General features: G+C 72.2%; 10 protein-coding genes. 8 read left to right on the top strand and 2 right to left on the bottom strand.

What is annotated here, in order from left to right; translation table 11 throughout:
• Positions 1-97 precede the first annotated feature (97 nt).
• Genes AC07C1_RS27785 through AC07C1_RS27775 form a run of 3 tightly spaced genes read left to right on the top strand, consistent with a single transcriptional unit; the run spans position 98 to position 5,022 of the window.
• Positions 98-1,687, top strand: a complete 1,590-nt coding sequence (locus tag AC07C1_RS27785; protein WP_478943292.1) for a tetratricopeptide repeat protein — start codon at positions 98-100, stop codon at positions 1,685-1,687.
• Positions 1,684-3,324, top strand: a complete 1,641-nt coding sequence (locus tag AC07C1_RS27780) for a nickel transporter (RefSeq protein WP_478943290.1) — start codon at positions 1,684-1,686, stop codon at positions 3,322-3,324. Before AC07C1_RS27785 ends, AC07C1_RS27780 begins: the two co-directional genes overlap by 4 nt.
• Positions 3,325-3,351: 27 nt before the next feature.
• On the top strand, positions 3,352-5,022 hold the full coding sequence (locus AC07C1_RS27775) for a serine/threonine-protein kinase (protein ID WP_478943289.1): 1,671 nt from the start codon (positions 3,352-3,354) through the stop codon (positions 5,020-5,022).
• A gap of 19 nt (positions 5,023-5,041) precedes the next feature.
• On the opposite strand, the gene AC07C1_RS27770 is transcribed toward AC07C1_RS27775, so the two are convergent.
• Positions 5,042-5,848: an SGNH/GDSL hydrolase family protein gene (locus tag AC07C1_RS27770; RefSeq protein ID WP_478943287.1), complete on the bottom strand. Its 807-nt coding sequence runs from the start codon at positions 5,846-5,848 to the stop codon at positions 5,042-5,044.
• Positions 5,849-6,045: 197 nt separating this feature from the next.
• On the opposite strand from AC07C1_RS27770, the gene AC07C1_RS27765 reads away from it, so the two are divergent.
• From AC07C1_RS27765 to AC07C1_RS27745, 5 genes are all read left to right on the top strand, one after another.
• Positions 6,046-6,564 (top strand): hypothetical protein, encoded by a 519-nt coding sequence (locus AC07C1_RS27765; protein ID WP_478943285.1) that lies wholly within the window; start codon positions 6,046-6,048, stop codon positions 6,562-6,564.
• 393 nt (positions 6,565-6,957) lie between these two features.
• Positions 6,958-7,779, top strand: coding sequence for a glycosyltransferase family 2 protein (locus tag AC07C1_RS27760; RefSeq protein WP_478943284.1), 822 nt, complete (start codon positions 6,958-6,960; stop codon positions 7,777-7,779).
• Positions 7,776-8,765 carry a glycosyltransferase family 2 protein gene (locus AC07C1_RS27755; RefSeq protein ID WP_478943282.1) on the top strand — a complete coding sequence of 330 codons (990 nt, stop codon included), beginning with the start codon at positions 7,776-7,778 and terminating at the stop codon, positions 8,763-8,765. Before AC07C1_RS27760 ends, AC07C1_RS27755 begins: the two co-directional genes overlap by 4 nt.
• On the top strand, positions 8,758-9,558 hold the full coding sequence (locus tag AC07C1_RS27750) for a polysaccharide deacetylase family protein (protein WP_478943280.1): 801 nt from the start codon (positions 8,758-8,760) through the stop codon (positions 9,556-9,558). Before AC07C1_RS27755 ends, AC07C1_RS27750 begins: the two co-directional genes overlap by 8 nt.
• Complete coding sequence (locus tag AC07C1_RS27745; protein ID WP_478943278.1) at positions 9,551-13,441, top strand: lipopolysaccharide biosynthesis protein; 3,891 nt, start codon at positions 9,551-9,553, stop codon at positions 13,439-13,441. Before AC07C1_RS27750 ends, AC07C1_RS27745 begins: the two co-directional genes overlap by 8 nt.
• A 16-nt stretch (positions 13,442-13,457) precedes the next feature.
• On the opposite strand, the gene AC07C1_RS27740 is transcribed toward AC07C1_RS27745, so the two are convergent.
• The gene (locus tag AC07C1_RS27740) at positions 13,458-14,873 is read right to left on the bottom strand and encodes a GH39 family glycosyl hydrolase (protein WP_478943276.1); all 1,416 of its coding nucleotides are present in this window, start codon (positions 14,871-14,873) and stop codon (positions 13,458-13,460) included.
• Positions 14,874-14,938: the final 65 nt, after the last annotated feature.

Here is a 14,938-nt window from a genome sequence, read left to right as displayed (position 1 = left end):
CCCGCACCCCACCGAGACCGGCGCGGCCCGTATTCCCCTCCCCCACGGCGGGCCGCGCCTTCCCCCTTCGACATCACCAGGCGACCGAGGAGAGGGCATGTCCCCGCGTACGAATGACGACGACACCGGCGAGCGGCGGGTGAGCAGCACGGAGCCGGACGCAGCCGAGGCCGAGGCGTCGGATGCCTCCGCCTCGGCTGTCGGCGCACACGTCCCCTCCGGCGGCTCGGCCACAGGCGGTCCCTCCAGCTCGGACGATGCCGTGCCCTCCACCTCCCACACAAGCGGGCCGTCCGGCCCGGACGACCACGTGTGCTCCGGGCCGGACGAGCGTGTGGCCGCCGTTCGCCGGGCCGGTGCCGTCGGACGGCGTTGGCGGGCCGGGCGACTCGCCGGGTGCGTGGTGCTGTTGGCGGTCGCGCTGACCGGGGGCGCGATCGCCCTCGGCGCGGATCCGGCGCCGGCTACGGTGCCGGCCGCCTCCAGCGCCGTGGACCCCGGTGTCCTCGGCGGCGGAAACCTGGACGCGGGCATCGCCGCCCTGCAGGCGCATCTGCGGTCCCAGCCCAAGGACTCCGGCAGCTGGGCCACCCTCGGGCTGGCCTACGTCGAACAGGCGCGCACCAAGGGCGACCCCGCCCGGTACCCGCAGGCGGAGCAGGCACTGCGGCGGTCCTTGTCGCTCGCCCCGGACAACGACCAGGCGCTGGCCGGCCGTGCCGCCCTCGCCGCGGCCCGGCACGACTTCGGGAACGCCCTGACCTACGCGGACCAGGCCCTGCGGCAGAACCCGTACAGCGAGCGCGCGCTGTCCTTGCGCATCGACGCTTTGGTCGAACTCGGCCGGTACGCCGAGGCGTCGAAGGCCGCCGAGACCGCCGACGCGCGCAAGCCGGGCGTGCCGGTCTTCACGCGGTACGCCTATGTGCACGAGTTGCGCGGGGACGTGACCACCGCACGCCGGGTCCTCGAACAGGCGCTGTCCGCGGCCACTTCGCCGGGCGACACGGCCTACGTGGCCGCGCAGCTCGGCCAACTCGCGTGGAACCAGGGCGACGACAAGTCGGCGCTCACCTACTACGCCCGCGCCCTCGCCGCGGACGACGGCTACCTTCCGGCGCTGGAGGGCCGGGCCCGGGCACAGGCCGCGAGCGGTGACCGTGCCACGGCGATCAAGGGTATGGAGGCGGTGGTCTCCCGGTATCCGCTGCCCGGCCCGCTCGTCGAACTGGGGGAGCTGTACGAGGCGCGGGGCGCGGCCGGCGACCGGGCGCGGGCACGGCAGCAGTACGCCCTGGTGGACACCTGGATCGCCCTGGCCCGTGCCAACGGCGTCGACGCGGACCTCGACACCGCGCTGGCCGCCGCCGACCACGGCGACCGGGCGGCCGCGCTGCGGGCTGCCCGCGCCGAATGGGCCCGGAGGCACACCGTGCACACGGCGGACGCCCTCGCCTGGGCGCTCCACGCCGTCGGCCGCGACGCCGAGGCCCTGCCATACGCCCGCCGGGCGACGGCCACCGGCTACCGCAACGCCGCATTCCTCTATCACCGCGGTGTCTTGGAGCTGGCCACGGGCCACCGCACGGCCGGCCGCGCTTCGCTCACCTCGGCCCTGAAACTGAACTCCGGCTTCTCCCCGCTCGGTGCCGCGCGGGCCCGCAAGGCTCTGGAGGCCACGAAGTGAAGCCGCGTCTGCTCTTCGTCCTCCTCGCCATGTGCTCCCTCGCGCTCCTCCCGGCCGGCACCGCCGACGCGCATCCCCTCGGGAACTTCACCGTCAACCGCTACGACGGTCTGGTCGCCGCTCCCGGACAGCTGCGCGTCGACCATGTGGAGGACCTCGCCGAGATCCCGGCGACCCAGGCCAAACCCGAGCTGCACCGGCTGGGCCTGACCGCCTGGGCCCGGCAGCGGTGTGCCCGGGCCGCCGAGGACAGCAGACTGACCATCGGCGGGCGTCCGGCCCGCCTGACCGCCGTCGGCGGCACCGCGCGCCCGGGTCCCGGTCAGGCCGGCCTGAACACCCTCCGGGTGGAGTGCCGGCTGACCGCTCCGCTCCCCCGGGGCACCGTGTCCCTCGGCTTCCGCAGCGCCGGTGCGACCGGTGGGCCCGGCTGGCGGGAGATCACCGCGCGCGGCGACCGGATGACGCTCAGCGCGACGGACGTGCCGAGGACGTCGCTCTCGCACGAACTGACCACGTACCCCAAGGACTTGCTGTCCTCCCCCGCCGACACCACCGCCGCCTCCCTGCGGGTGCGCCCCGGCGGCCCGGCACTCGCCGCGGAGCGCCAGGACGCCCCGGGTGCCGGCGTGCTGCCCCGGGGTGCCGATCGCTGGACCCGGGCCCTGGACGACCTCGTGGCCCGCCATGACCTCACCGTCGGTTTCGCCGCGCTCGCGCTGCTCGTCGCGGTCGGCCTGGGCGCGATGCACGCCCTGGCCCCGGGCCACGGCAAGACCCTGATGGCCGCGACGGCGGCGGCGCGCGGGGGCGGGGCCCGCATGCGGGACGTGCTGCCCCTGGCCGCCTCGGTCACGGTGACCCACACCCTCGGCGTGGTCGCCCTGGGCCTGCTCGTCACGGCCGGTTCCGCCGCCACGCCCTCGGTGATCGCCTGGCTGGGCATCGCGAGCGGCGCCCTGGTGCTGCTGGCCGGCGCCAACCTCGTACGCCGGGCCTGGCGGAACCGAGCCCATGACGCCGCCCATGCCCATGTGCATCCCCGTGCGGACGCGCGGGAGGAGGCCGAGCGGCGCCAGTTGGCCGGTGTGGGCGCACACCATGGATCCGGCCACCACCATGACCACCACGGCGGTGTGGAGCACAGCCATGGGAGTCGCAACCACAGCCACAGCCACAGCGACAGCGACAGCCGTGGAGAACACACCCACACCCACGAGGAAGGCCACACCCACACGCATGGGGGCCACACGCACTCCCATGGAGGCCACACCCACACGCATCCCACCGCGCCCACCCTCCGCGGCACGATCCTGCTCGGGTTCGCCGGCGGTCTGGTGCCCAGCCCCTCCGCCGTGGTCGTCCTGGTCGGTGCCGCGGCACTCGGCAAGGCCTGGTTCGGGCTGCTGCTCGTGGTGGCGTACGGGGCCGGTCTTGCGCTGACGCTCACCGCGGCCGGGTTCGCCGTCGTCCGGCTGGGGTCAGGCGTGACCCGGGTGCTGGAGCGGCGCCCGCGCTGGACCGCGCACCCCGTGGCCGCCCTGGTGCGCCGGACCCTGCCGCTCGCCTCCGCGCTGGTCGTCGTCGCACTGGGCACCGGATTGGTGCTCAAGGGGGCCGTATCCGCGCTCGGCTGAGTTACTTTTGTGGAGAATTCGCGCGAGATGCCTTGGGGGGCGCCTGTGTCCGAAGAGCCCCGTGAACGTGTGATCGCGGGCCGCTACCGTCTGCTGTCCCCGCTGGGCGAGGGCGGCATGGGGACCGTGTGGCGCGCCCGTGACGAGGTGCTGCACCGCGAGGTGGCCGTCAAGGAGGTGCGGGCCCCGGCCGGGCTGCCCACCGCGGACGTCGAGCGGATGTACGCGCGTCTGGAACGCGAGGCGTGGGCGGCGGCCCGGGTCGCGAACCGCAACGTGGTCACCGTGTACGACGTGGCGATGGAGGGCGGCCGGCCCTGGATCGTGATGGAGCTGGTGGGTGGACCGTCCCTCGCCGACCAGTTGGAGGCGGAGGGGCCCCTGACCCCGCAGTCGGCCGCGCACATCGGTGCCGAGGTGCTGTCCGCGCTGCGCGGCGCGCACGCCGCCGGGGTGCTGCACCGGGACGTGAAGCCGGCCAATGTGCTGCTCGCCGACGGCGGACGGGTGGTCCTCACCGATTTCGGGATCGCCACGGTCGAGGGCAGCTCCGCGCTGACCATGACCGGTGAGGTGATCGGCTCGCCCGAGTTCCTGGCGCCGGAGCGGGCGCTGGGGCGTACGCCGGGGCCCGAGTCGGATCTGTGGTCGCTGGGTGTGCTGCTGTACGCGGCGGTCGAGGGCGTCTCGCCGTTCCGGCAGGACACCCCGCTGAGCACCCTGCGGGCGGTGGTGGACGAGGAGTTGCCGCCGCCGCGCCGGGCCGGGCCGCTCGCGCCGGTGATCGCCGGGCTGTTGCGCAAGGATCCGGCCGAACGGCTGTCCGCCGAGCGGGCGGAGCGGGAGTTGCGGGTGGTCGCGGCGGGCGGGGCGCCCGGGGCGGGCACCCTGCCCGTGGCGTCACCGTACGCTCCGACGGTGGCGGCCCGGCCGTCGCAGGACCGGCCGTCGCGGCCGTCCCGCACGCCCCCGGTGCCGCTGCCCATGGGGCACCCGGACCCCGCGACCACGGCCGTGGAGCCGGGTCCGCGGCCGGAGCGCGGCCGGCATGCCGCCCTCGTCCTGGTCGTGGGCGTGCTCGCGGCCGTCCTGGCGCTGGCCGGGGTGACGTACGCACTGCGCCACCAGAACAGCGGCAGCGGCAGCGGCAGCGGCAAGGGGAAGGACACCGCGAGCACCGGCCGGGCGAGCGGCGGCGCGCGCTCCCCCACGGCGGGCAGCACCACCGACTCCGGCACCGACGCGCCCCCGCCCACGCACGGCAGCGCTTCGGCGAGCAGTGAGCCGGCCCAGTCCGTGCACGTCGCCCTGACGGGCGCGCACACGACGTACTCCGGGACCTGTCCGCCGCCGGCCGCTCAGGCGCCCGCGTTCACCGCGACGTTCACGGTGGGGCGGCTGCCCGCGGAGGTGGAGTACCGGTGGGTACTGGCACACGGGTCGGTGTCGGACCCGGGGTGGAAGACGCTGTCCTTCGCGGGCGGCGGCGGGAGGACCGAGCAGGTGCGGGTGACCGTGACGGCATACCCCGAAGGTCCGGCCGGCGGGACGATCGAGAACGAGATCAGTGTGGAGGTGCGCGGTCCGGTGCGGACCACGTCGGACGGAGTGCCGTTCTCGGTGACCTGCACGCCGACGGAGACCCCGTCGGACGGGGCCTCCGCTTCTGCCTCGGGCTCGCCTGGAAGTTCACCCTGACGGGCGAGCCCGTACGGGGTCAGGCCGCGTTCGTGAGCACCGGCAGGTAGCCGCCGGACTGGCCTGCCGCGGTGGGGTGGTAGGACTCGCCGATGTCGAGCCAGTTGACGCTGTGCAGCCAGGAGTTACTGGAGCAGATCTCGTGGCCGGAGAACGTGCTGCGGACGTCGCCGAAGACGAAGTTGTGCGCGCCGGCGCGGGTCCTGATCGTGGCGTTGAGGTAGTCGGACGCGTCGTTGATCGCGGACCGCTTGGTCTCGGACAGACCGAGGCAGCTCTGGCCGAGCAGGTAGAAGCGGGGGTAGCCGATGACGACCACCCGGGCGGACGGGGCTTTGGCGCTGATCGTGTTGTAGACGGTGTCCAGCTTGCCGGGGAGCGTGTTGCCGACGTACGCCCGCGCCGTGTTGATCTTGGAGAGGCAGGCGCTGTCGGACTGGATCACACAGGTCGTCATGACGTCGGCGAACCCGGCGTCGTTGCCGCCGATGGTGATGGACACCAGTGAGGTGGAGGAGTTCAGCGGGCCGAGCTGGTTGGCGAGCACGTCGTCCGTCTTGGCGCCCGAACAGGCGGTGAAGGCGAACGAGGACGGGCTGTGGGCGGCGTTCCACAGGTACGGGTAGGCCTTCGTGCTGCGGTCACAGCTGCCGCTGGAGCTGAGGTAGCTGCCGGAGCCCACTCCGGAGGAGTAGGAGTCACCGAGAGCCACATAGCCACCGGTCGCGGCCGTCGGTGACGCCTGCGCCGAGGCCGCCCCGGTGAGACCGAGGCCGGCGGCGAGGAGGAGCGAGGTCACGAATCCGGTAAGTCGGGAACGTCTCATGGAACCTCCCTTTAGCAGGATCTCTGCCGTAACTGTCGTAGCAACTACGCGTGTTGACCGGAAGTGTCCATGCCAAGACTTTTGCGATCTCAACAGGAACAACGCGAAACGTTCACTGCTCATCTATTGCACAGACCCTGCGCCGTTCACTGACGGGCCGTCAGCCTCAGGGCGACGGGCGTGGGGTGAACGGGTGTTTGAAGAGGCATCGTCGTCTTGACGCCTGCCCCGGTCTGCGCCACATTGAAGCCCGGCATCCGGCGCGTCGGGGGGCAAAGTCGCCAATGCAGACCTCAGGTATCAAGTCACCTTCATCAGGCGGTGCCGCAGCGGACGCCGAGGGTGGGCGGCCAGGTCCGGGGAGGAACCTGTCGCCGCTGCTCGCGGGCGCCGCGACCGCTGTCGGAGCGGTCGGCGCACTGCTCGCGCTCATCGACTCCGCATCTCCACTGCGCGGCCCGTGCGCGCTGCTGTTCCTGGTCCTGGCACCGGCCGTGGCGATCGCCACGGCCCTGCGTGGGCTGGATCTCTTCGGCCGGGCACTTGGCGCCCTTGCGGGCGCGGTGGTCGTGGACATGCTGGTTGCGCAGGGCATGCTGGCCGTGCACCGCTGGTCGGTTCGCGGCGGGGTGGCCGCGGTGACCGTGCTGAGTCTGGCTGTTCTGCTTCTGATGCTGATCCGGGGCCGAATTTCCGGAAAACGCCCACAAAACTGAACGGCTTGGGCCAAAGTGGCGTATCGGTCAAACCAACGAAAAACGTGAGGCAGCCTTCCAGGTCTTGCCTTTCGGCTTCAATCGTCAATACCGTCATACATCTCACCCGCGTCGGCACGTCGAACCACGGCTTCAGGGGAGGGCTCAGGGCCGCGGCGTTTCCGGTGCGGGGCGCGGTAGGGGGGTGCCGTGCTCGGTGACCGCAACGGGTGACCGAGCCGTGCCGCGCGACCGGCTGCCGTTTTCTCCGGCCGGCCGGCCAGCTTTGCCAGCTCGTCTGCGGGCACGGAGATCAATTCACCCGTGCCGAAGATGAGAGCCCCCCTTTCGAACCGGACACACAGCAGAGCCGCCCAGGGGCGGGCGGTCCACCGGACGAGAGGGAAAAGACTCATGAGTTCCGTTCTGCGCCCACCGAGTTCGGGTCACGATCCGTTGCTCGCCGGGCATTACCGGCCCATCTCCTCTCACCTGGCGATCACTCCGCCGGTGAGCGTGGTGATCCCCGCCATGAACGAGGCGGAGAATCTGCCCTACGTCTTCAAGACACTTCCCGACTGGATCCACGAAGTCGTACTCGTGGACGGCAATTCCACGGACGACACCGTCGAAGTGGCCCGTTCCCTGTGGACGGACGTCAAGGTCGTCGAACAGTGCGGCAAGGGCAAGGGGGATGCCCTGATCGCCGGGTTCGAGGCCTGCAGCGGTGACATCATCGTGATGGTCGACGCGGACGGCTCGGCCGACGGCAGCGAGATCGTGTCGTACGTGTCCGCGCTGGTCTCCGGCGCCGACTTCGCCAAGGGTTCCCGCTTCGCCAACGGCGGTGGCACGGACGACATGACCTTCATCCGCAAGCTCGGCAACTGGGCGCTGTGCACCGTCGTGAACCGCAAGTTCGGCGCCCGCTACACCGACCTCTGCTACGGGTACAACGCGTTCTGGCGGCACTGCCTGGACAAGATCGACCTCGACTGCACCGGTTTCGAGGTCGAGACGCTGATGAACATAAGAGTGGTCAAGGCGGGGCTGAAGGTGCAGGAGATCCCGAGCCACGAGTACCTGCGCATCCACGGCACGAGCAATCTGCGGGCCGTCCGGGACGGGCTGCGGGTGCTGAAGGTGATCCTCGAGGAGCGCTCCAACCGGCGTGACCTGCGCCGGCGCGCGCACCACTCGCCGCTGCGGCACACCGGTCGGGGAGAGGTGTCTTGAGAGATCCCGGCATCTCCGTCGTGATCTGCGTCTACACCGAGGACCGCTGGGAGGACATTCTCGCGGCGGTCTCCTCGGTGCGCGCGCAGTCGTATCCGGCGCTGGAGACACTCCTGGTCGTGGACCACAACCCGGCCCTGAAGGACCGGCTGGTCCGCGAGTTCAAGGAGACCGAGTGCGTCCGGGTCCTGCCGAACGCGGGCCCGCGCGGGCTGTCGGCAGGGCGCAACACCGGCATCGCCGCCTCCCACGGCGAGGTGATCGCCTTCCTGGACGACGACGCCGTGGCCGAGCGGGACTGGCTGCGCCGCTTCGCCGAGGGGTACGCCGACCCGCGCGTGCTGGCGGTCGGCGGCCGGACGGTGCCGGTCTGGGCGTCCGGCCGGCGGCCCGTGTGGTTCCCCGAGGAGTTCGACTGGGTGGTGGGCTGCACCTACAAGGGCGTGCCGCCGGGCCGGGTCCGGGTCCGCAACGTCCTGGGCGGGAACGCCTCCTTCCGGCGAACGGCGTTCGAGTCGGCGGGCGGCTTCGCCACCGGCATCGGCCGCGACGGCGACCGCCGCCCGCTCGGCTGCGAGGAGACGGAGCTGTGCATCCGCCTCACCCGGGCCCGGCCCGACGCCGTCCTGCTCATCGACGACCGCGCGGTGATCCACCACCGGGTGCCCGGGCCCCGCGAGCACTTCGCCTACTTCCGCACCCGCGCCTACGCCGAGGGCCTCTCCAAGGCCCTGGTCGCCCGGAGTGTCGGCGCCGACAAGGGCCTGGAGTCCGAACGCCGGTACGCCACCCGGGTGTTGCCGGCCGGGATCGCCCGGGGCCTGCGGGACACCCTGCTCGGCCGGCCGGGCGGGGCGGGACGCGCGGGCGCGATCGTCGCGGGGGTGCTCACGGCGGCGGCCGGATACGTGGTGGGCGGCGTGCGGGCGCGGCGGGGAACGACCACGTTCTCCGTGGCGCCCCTCCAGGGAGGCCCACATGAGTGACCCGCCCGTGCCCATCCTCATGTACCACTCCGTCGCGACCGCTCCCAACGACGCGACCCGTGCCCTGTCGGTCGCACCCGAGGCGTTCGCGGAACAGCTGGCGCTCATCGGCGACCTGGGCCTGGTCCCCGTCACCACCGCCGATCTCGCGGCCCGCTGGCGCTCCGGCCGCCCGCTGCCCGCCCGGCCGGTGCTGATCACCTTCGACGACGGCTACGAGGGCGTGCACCGGCACGCCCTGCCCGTGCTCGCCAAGCACGGGTTCCCGGCCACCCTGTTCGTCTCCACCGGCTGGATCAGGGGCGCGTACGACACCGGGGGCGGCCTCGACACCATGCTCGACTGGCGGCAGGTGCGCGAACTGGCCGCCGCCGGTGTCGAGATCGGCGGGCACAGCCACACCCACCCGCAGCTCGACCAGCTCGGCGACGGCGAGCTGCGCACGGAGCTGACCCGCTGCACGCGGATCGTCGAGGACGAACTCGGCGCCCAGCCGGTGTCGTTCGCCTACCCGTACGGCTACTCCAGCCGCCGGGTGCGCCAGGCGGTGCGCGCGACCGGGTACGCCCAGGCACTCGCCGTCGGCAACGGTCTGGCCCGCCGCCGCCAGGGGCCGTACGCGCTGCGGCGCGTCACGGTCCGCCGCGGCACAGGCGTCGAGGAGTTCGAGCGGCTCCTCGAAGGCCGCGCCATCGCCCGCGAATTCGCCAGGGACCGTGCCCTCACCAAGGCGTACGCCCTCGTCCGCAGAGTCCGCCAGGTCCGCCGGAAGGCCATCCGTTCCCGTGTCTGACACGACCACCACAACCAAGGCCGAGACGCCCGGCGCCGAGGCGCCGGTGAAGATCCGGCGCCGTCTGCGGCTGCCCGGGACCGGCCGGTCGGCCGGCGGCAGCCCGCTGTTCCGCAACGCCTATGCGCTGATGCTGAACACCGGCATCTCCGCCGTCCTCGGGCTCGGCTTCTGGCTGGCCGCGGCACGCTACTACTCCGAGTCGGCGGTCGGCCAGGGCTCGGCCGCCATCGCCGCGATGAAGCTGCTCGCCGGACTCACCGCGGTGACACTGACCGGTGCCCTGGCCCGTTTCATCCCGGTGTCCGGGCACCGCACCGGCCGACTCGTCCTCCGGACGTACGCGGGCAGTTCGCTGATCGTGGCGCTGGCCGCCGGCGTCTTCCTGCTGACGCTGGACGCATGGGGGCCGTCGTACCGGTTCCTGCACGGCACGTTCAACGGGCTCGGCTTCATCGCGGCCGTCGCCGCCTGGAACGTGCTCACCCTGCAGGACGGCGTGCTGACCGGACTGCGCAGCGCGCCCTGGGTGCCGGTCGGCAACACCGTGTTCTCCGCGGTGAAGCTGGCCCTGCTCGTCGCGTTCGCCGTCGCCGTCCCGACCTCCGGTCTCTTCGTGTCCTGGGTGGCCGCGATCGCCACCTCTGTGGTGCCGCTCGGCTGGCTGGTGTTCCGCCGGCTGGTGCCCCGGCACGTCAAGGCGACCGAGGACCGCGCGAAGCCGCCGGCGCTCAAGGAGATCGGCAGGTTCCTGGCCGGGGACTACACCGGCTCCCTGTTCTCCCTCGCCGTGGTCTACCTCGTCCCGGTGATCATCGCCTCGCAGGTCAGCTCCGAGGAGAACGCCTACTTCTACATCACCACCACCATCGGCGGCACGATCAACCTGCTCGCCATCAACATGGGCGCGTCCCTCACGGTCGAGGGCTCGCACGACCCGGCACGACTGGCCGCCAACACCCGGGCCGCGCTCAAGCGGATGGCCCGGATCATGCTGCCGATCGCGGCCCTGCTGTTCCTCGGCGCGCCCTGGATCCTCGGCGTCTTCGGCGACGGCTACGCGGACGCGGCCACCCCGCTGCTGCGCTGGTTCGCGGTCGGCGGGATGCTGCGCGTGGTGATGGAGACCCGTTTCGCGGTGCTGCGCGCGCAGAGCCGTACCGCCGGACTCGCCTGGATGCAGGGCCTGTTGTGTGCGCTGGTGCTGGGCCTGACCCTGCTGCTCCTGCCCCGGATGGGGCTGACCGGCGCGGGTGTCGCCGAGGTCTCCAGCCTCGCGGTGATCGTGGCGATCGCCGCGCCGAAACTGTGGAAGACGGTACGCTCCGCACCCGCCGTACCCGAGACGGCGGCACCGGACGGTGACCTCGCCGACCTGGGGGCGCCCGAGGTCCCGGCCACCTCCACGGCGCGGGGGCACAGCCCGGCCTGGGCGCTGGACGCCGACACCCTGGCCCTCGGCATCCACGTGGACTTCGACCACGTGGAGCGGCGGCCGGACGTCCGCCCGGGCCCCGGCACACCGCCCGCCGGCACACCGGTGCCCGCACCCCCGGCGGGGCTGCCCGTGGAGCGAGGCCGGGACTGGGGAAGAGAGCCCGGCGTCGAGGCCTCGCTGGGCCCGGCGGAGGCCGAGCTGCTGGAGGAAGCGGAGACGGCGAAGGGCGACACGCCGTTCACGGAAGGGGAACGCGGCGCAGCCTTCGACCGGATCGACGCACCCTTCGCGGAAGTCCGGGCCCGCTTCGCCAAGACCGCCTCCGAAGCCGGCGTACCGGAGCCCGTACCCGAGTTCGCACCGGACGAGGCCGTCACCGAGGACCTCGAGCCCGGGGAGCCGCCGGCCACCCTGTCACTGCGGGAGCGGCTGGTGCCCACCCGCCCGGGTGTCGTCCTGGGCTGTCTGCTGATCACCGCACTGCTGCTGTACTGGGTGCCCGCGCTCCGGCTCGGCGAGGACGACCTGGACCGGATGGGCGGCCTCGGTCTGATCTCGGTACTGCCGCTGCCCACTCTGCTCGGGGCCGCGCTGCTGATCACGGTCTTCGCCTCGCTGCTCCGGCTGCGCCGCGAGCACCGCGCGTTGCTGCTGGTCACGCTGCTGGCGACCGTGGTGTCCCTGCACGCGCTGCCCGCGCTGATCGAGAGCGTGCCGCGGTTCCCCACGGCATGGCAGCACCTCGGCTTCATCGACTACATCGACCGCACCGGCTCCGCCGTGCCGGACCTGGACGCCCGCTGGAGCTGGCCGGGCTTCTTCGCCGTGGCCGCGTTCGTGGGCAGGGCGTGCGGGGTCACCGACTACACGGAGATCATCCGCTGGTGGCCGACCGCCGTCCAACTGGCCTACCTGGCGCCGATGTTCCTGATCACCAGGTCGCTGCGGGCGAGCTGGCGGGCGAAGTGGACCGGCATCTGGATCTTCGTGCTGAGCAGCTGGGTCGGCCAGGATTATTTCTCCCCGCAGGGCTTCACCTATCTGCTGTACCTGGTCTTCGTGGCGATCCTGCTGGTCTGGTTCCGTCCGCCACGCGTCATCTGGAGCAGGTACCGGCCGGGCGAGACCGAGGTAGAACCGGTCGGCCGGCGTCAACGCACCGTGCTCCTCCTGGTGTTGATCGGCCTGTACGCGGCGAGCGTCCCGGCGCACCAGCTCACCCCGTTCGTGATGCTCGGCGTGCTGGCCGCCCTGGTGCTGTGCGGCCGCTCCGAACTTCGCGGCCTGCCGCTGCTGTTCGCGGTGCTGGTCGCCGTCTGGGTCGGCTTCATGGCCGAGCCGTACTGGTCCGGGCACTTCGACGACCTGTTCGGCGGGGTCGGCGGGGTCGGCAGCAATGTCTCGACCTCCGTCTCCGGCCGTATCCAGGGCGGGAGTCCGACGCACAAGCTGGTGCTGTACACCCGGGTGCTGCTGGCCGGCTCGGTGCTGGGGCTGGCCTGCTGGGGCTGGTTGCGGCGCCGCTTCCACAGGTACCGCGAGCGGTCCCTGTTGATCCTCACCTTCGTGCCGTTCCTGGGCTTCGGCATGCAGTCGTACGGCGGTGAGATGGCGCTGCGCGTCTTCATGTTCGCCGTGCCGGGCGCCGCCCTGCTCGGCGGTCTCGCCCTCTTCCCGCGCACCGGTGTCACCGCGGGGGAACGCGCCGGGGAACGAGTGCGTCTCGCCCCGGTGGCCGCGCTGCTCGCCGGGCTGCTGCTGATGGGCGGCTTCCTGGTGGCCCGCTGGGGCAACGAGCCGTTCGAGCGGATCCGGCCCGGTGAGGTCGCGGCCATGGACTGGGTGTACGCCCACGACAAGCCGACCGTACGGCTGCTGTGGCTGAGCCAGGACCCGGTCAACGACGTGACCCCGGCGATGCCGTGGGGCGCGCGGGACATGGAGCGGGTCAACTATGTGCCGACCCTGGCACCGGCCGACCCGGTGCTGGTGTCGGGCCTGGTCAAGGCGCTCAAGGACGCCGGCCCGAACTCGTATCTGATGATCAATCAGAGTCAGGCGACCTATCTGGAGCTGGACGCGGGCTACGCCGCGGCCTGGAAGTCCCGGCTGGTCGAGAATCTGGACAACCGGCAACAGCTGACGAAGGTCCTGGTCAACGACGACGTCACGGTGTACGCGCTGCGCGAGCAGCCGGCCGGGCCGGTGCCGAAGCCGGATCCGGGGCCGATCGGGCCGCAGGTGACGTGGACCCCGTGGTCGGTGGTCGGCGCGCTGGCCGCCGTCGCCCTGATCCTGCTGCTGGCCGCCCGTGAGGCGGTGCGGGTCGCGGTCCGGCCGAGCGTGCGGCAACTGCGGTTGCTGCAGGGCGGTTTCTGGTTCGCGCTGCCGTTGCTCGCGGTGGTGCTGGCCTCGCTGGTGCAGCGGTTCCTGACGATGAAGTGACGGGTGACGGGGTGGCTCAGCGGTCGAGCCACTTCACCTCGTAGGGGCGCATGTCGAACCGCTTGCCGTCGACCTGGGCGCTGATCGTCCGGTCGAGGGTGTTGACCACCAGGGCGGCCCTGCCGGTGGCCAGCACGCGGACGTTGGGCTTGTCGTCCGCGGCGACGGACACGGAGGCGTACCTCGTCCCCGGCGGGAACGCCTTCGCGAACCTGGAGACCAGGTCGTACAGGGGCAGCTCCCGGCCGCCGGCGGCGCTGTCGGTCGGCGTCCACAGGCAGCCGGCGCACGCGCCCGTCTTCTCCTCCGGGTTCCAGTAGAAGCCGGAGTCGGCGCCGCCCTTCGCCATGGCGATCATCCCGGTGGCCTGGACGGCGACGCGGTGCGGTTCCGACCAGCCCTTGCGGTCGTCGTTTCCGTCGCCGGGCTCCACGTAGTACTCGGCCCACCACAGGGGCAGGTCGTGGGTCTGCCGCCGCACCCACTCGCCGACCGCGGTGAGTTTGCCGGTGGCCGCGAACTCGTCTGGCAGCAGGTCGTCGTCGCGGGTGTAGCTGGACCCGTCGACCACGGCGAAATCGGCGCCCGCCTTGTGCGTGTTCCAGTACGCGAAGGCGTCCAGCACCCGCCGGTCCATGGCGCCCCAGGGGCCCTTGAGCGTGGTGGAGGCGTCGGGGTCGCGCGGGTCGACGCTGTCCATCACCAGGTAGGGGCCGCCGACCATGATGTCCTTGCCGACCTTCTTGAGCGCCTCGTACACGAGGTTGTACATCCTGGTGTAGCCCTCGTAGTCCCAGCGGGACTCGGTGTCGTTCCAGAATCCCTTGAACTCGTTCCAGACGATGAAGTGCTTCACGTCCGGGTAGCGCCGGGCGACGGTCGCGGCGAGGTCGGCGAAGTCCTGGTAGTGGCCGGGGGTGGGGGCGGTTTCCAGGGCGGCCCGGCTCCAGTCCGTGGAGCCCGCCCCGGCCTTGCCGCCCTTCATCCAGTCCGGGGAGCAGCACAGTGTGATCACGGGGGTGCCGCCGGAGGCGCGGACGAAGTCGATGCGGCGGTCCAGCGCGCCGAAGTCGTAGTGGCCCTCGACCGGTTCGGGGTTGTCGGCGCCCCAGCCCATGATGTGCTGGTTCTGCGGCAGCCCGCCGCTTCGTGCGAGCAGTTGCTCCACCCGCCGGGTGGCGGCCGTCGTGCCCTGGTCGGCGCTGTACTGGGTGTGCGTGAAGCCCCAGCCGACGTACGGCTGGGGTGTGGTGGCGGGGGTCGCGGGGGTGCCGTGCACCTTGTCGCCGTCGCGTGTGGTGCCGGCGGTCCCGGGGCCGCCGGACAGCGTGCTGAACAGGGTCACCAGCAGGGCCAGCGCGGCCGCACCCACAGCGAGCAGGGCGGTGTGCCGCCACCGCCGAGTCCGTACATCCCACCCATGACGTCCCATCGAGGACAACAGTAATGGGGGAAGCCCGACAGCGGACGGGTCTTGGGAACACCCGGAGCAGTCTT

The organism is Streptomyces sp. NPDC045022 (assembly GCF_056432605.1).
This window is presented reverse-complemented; position numbering and strand designations above follow the sequence as displayed.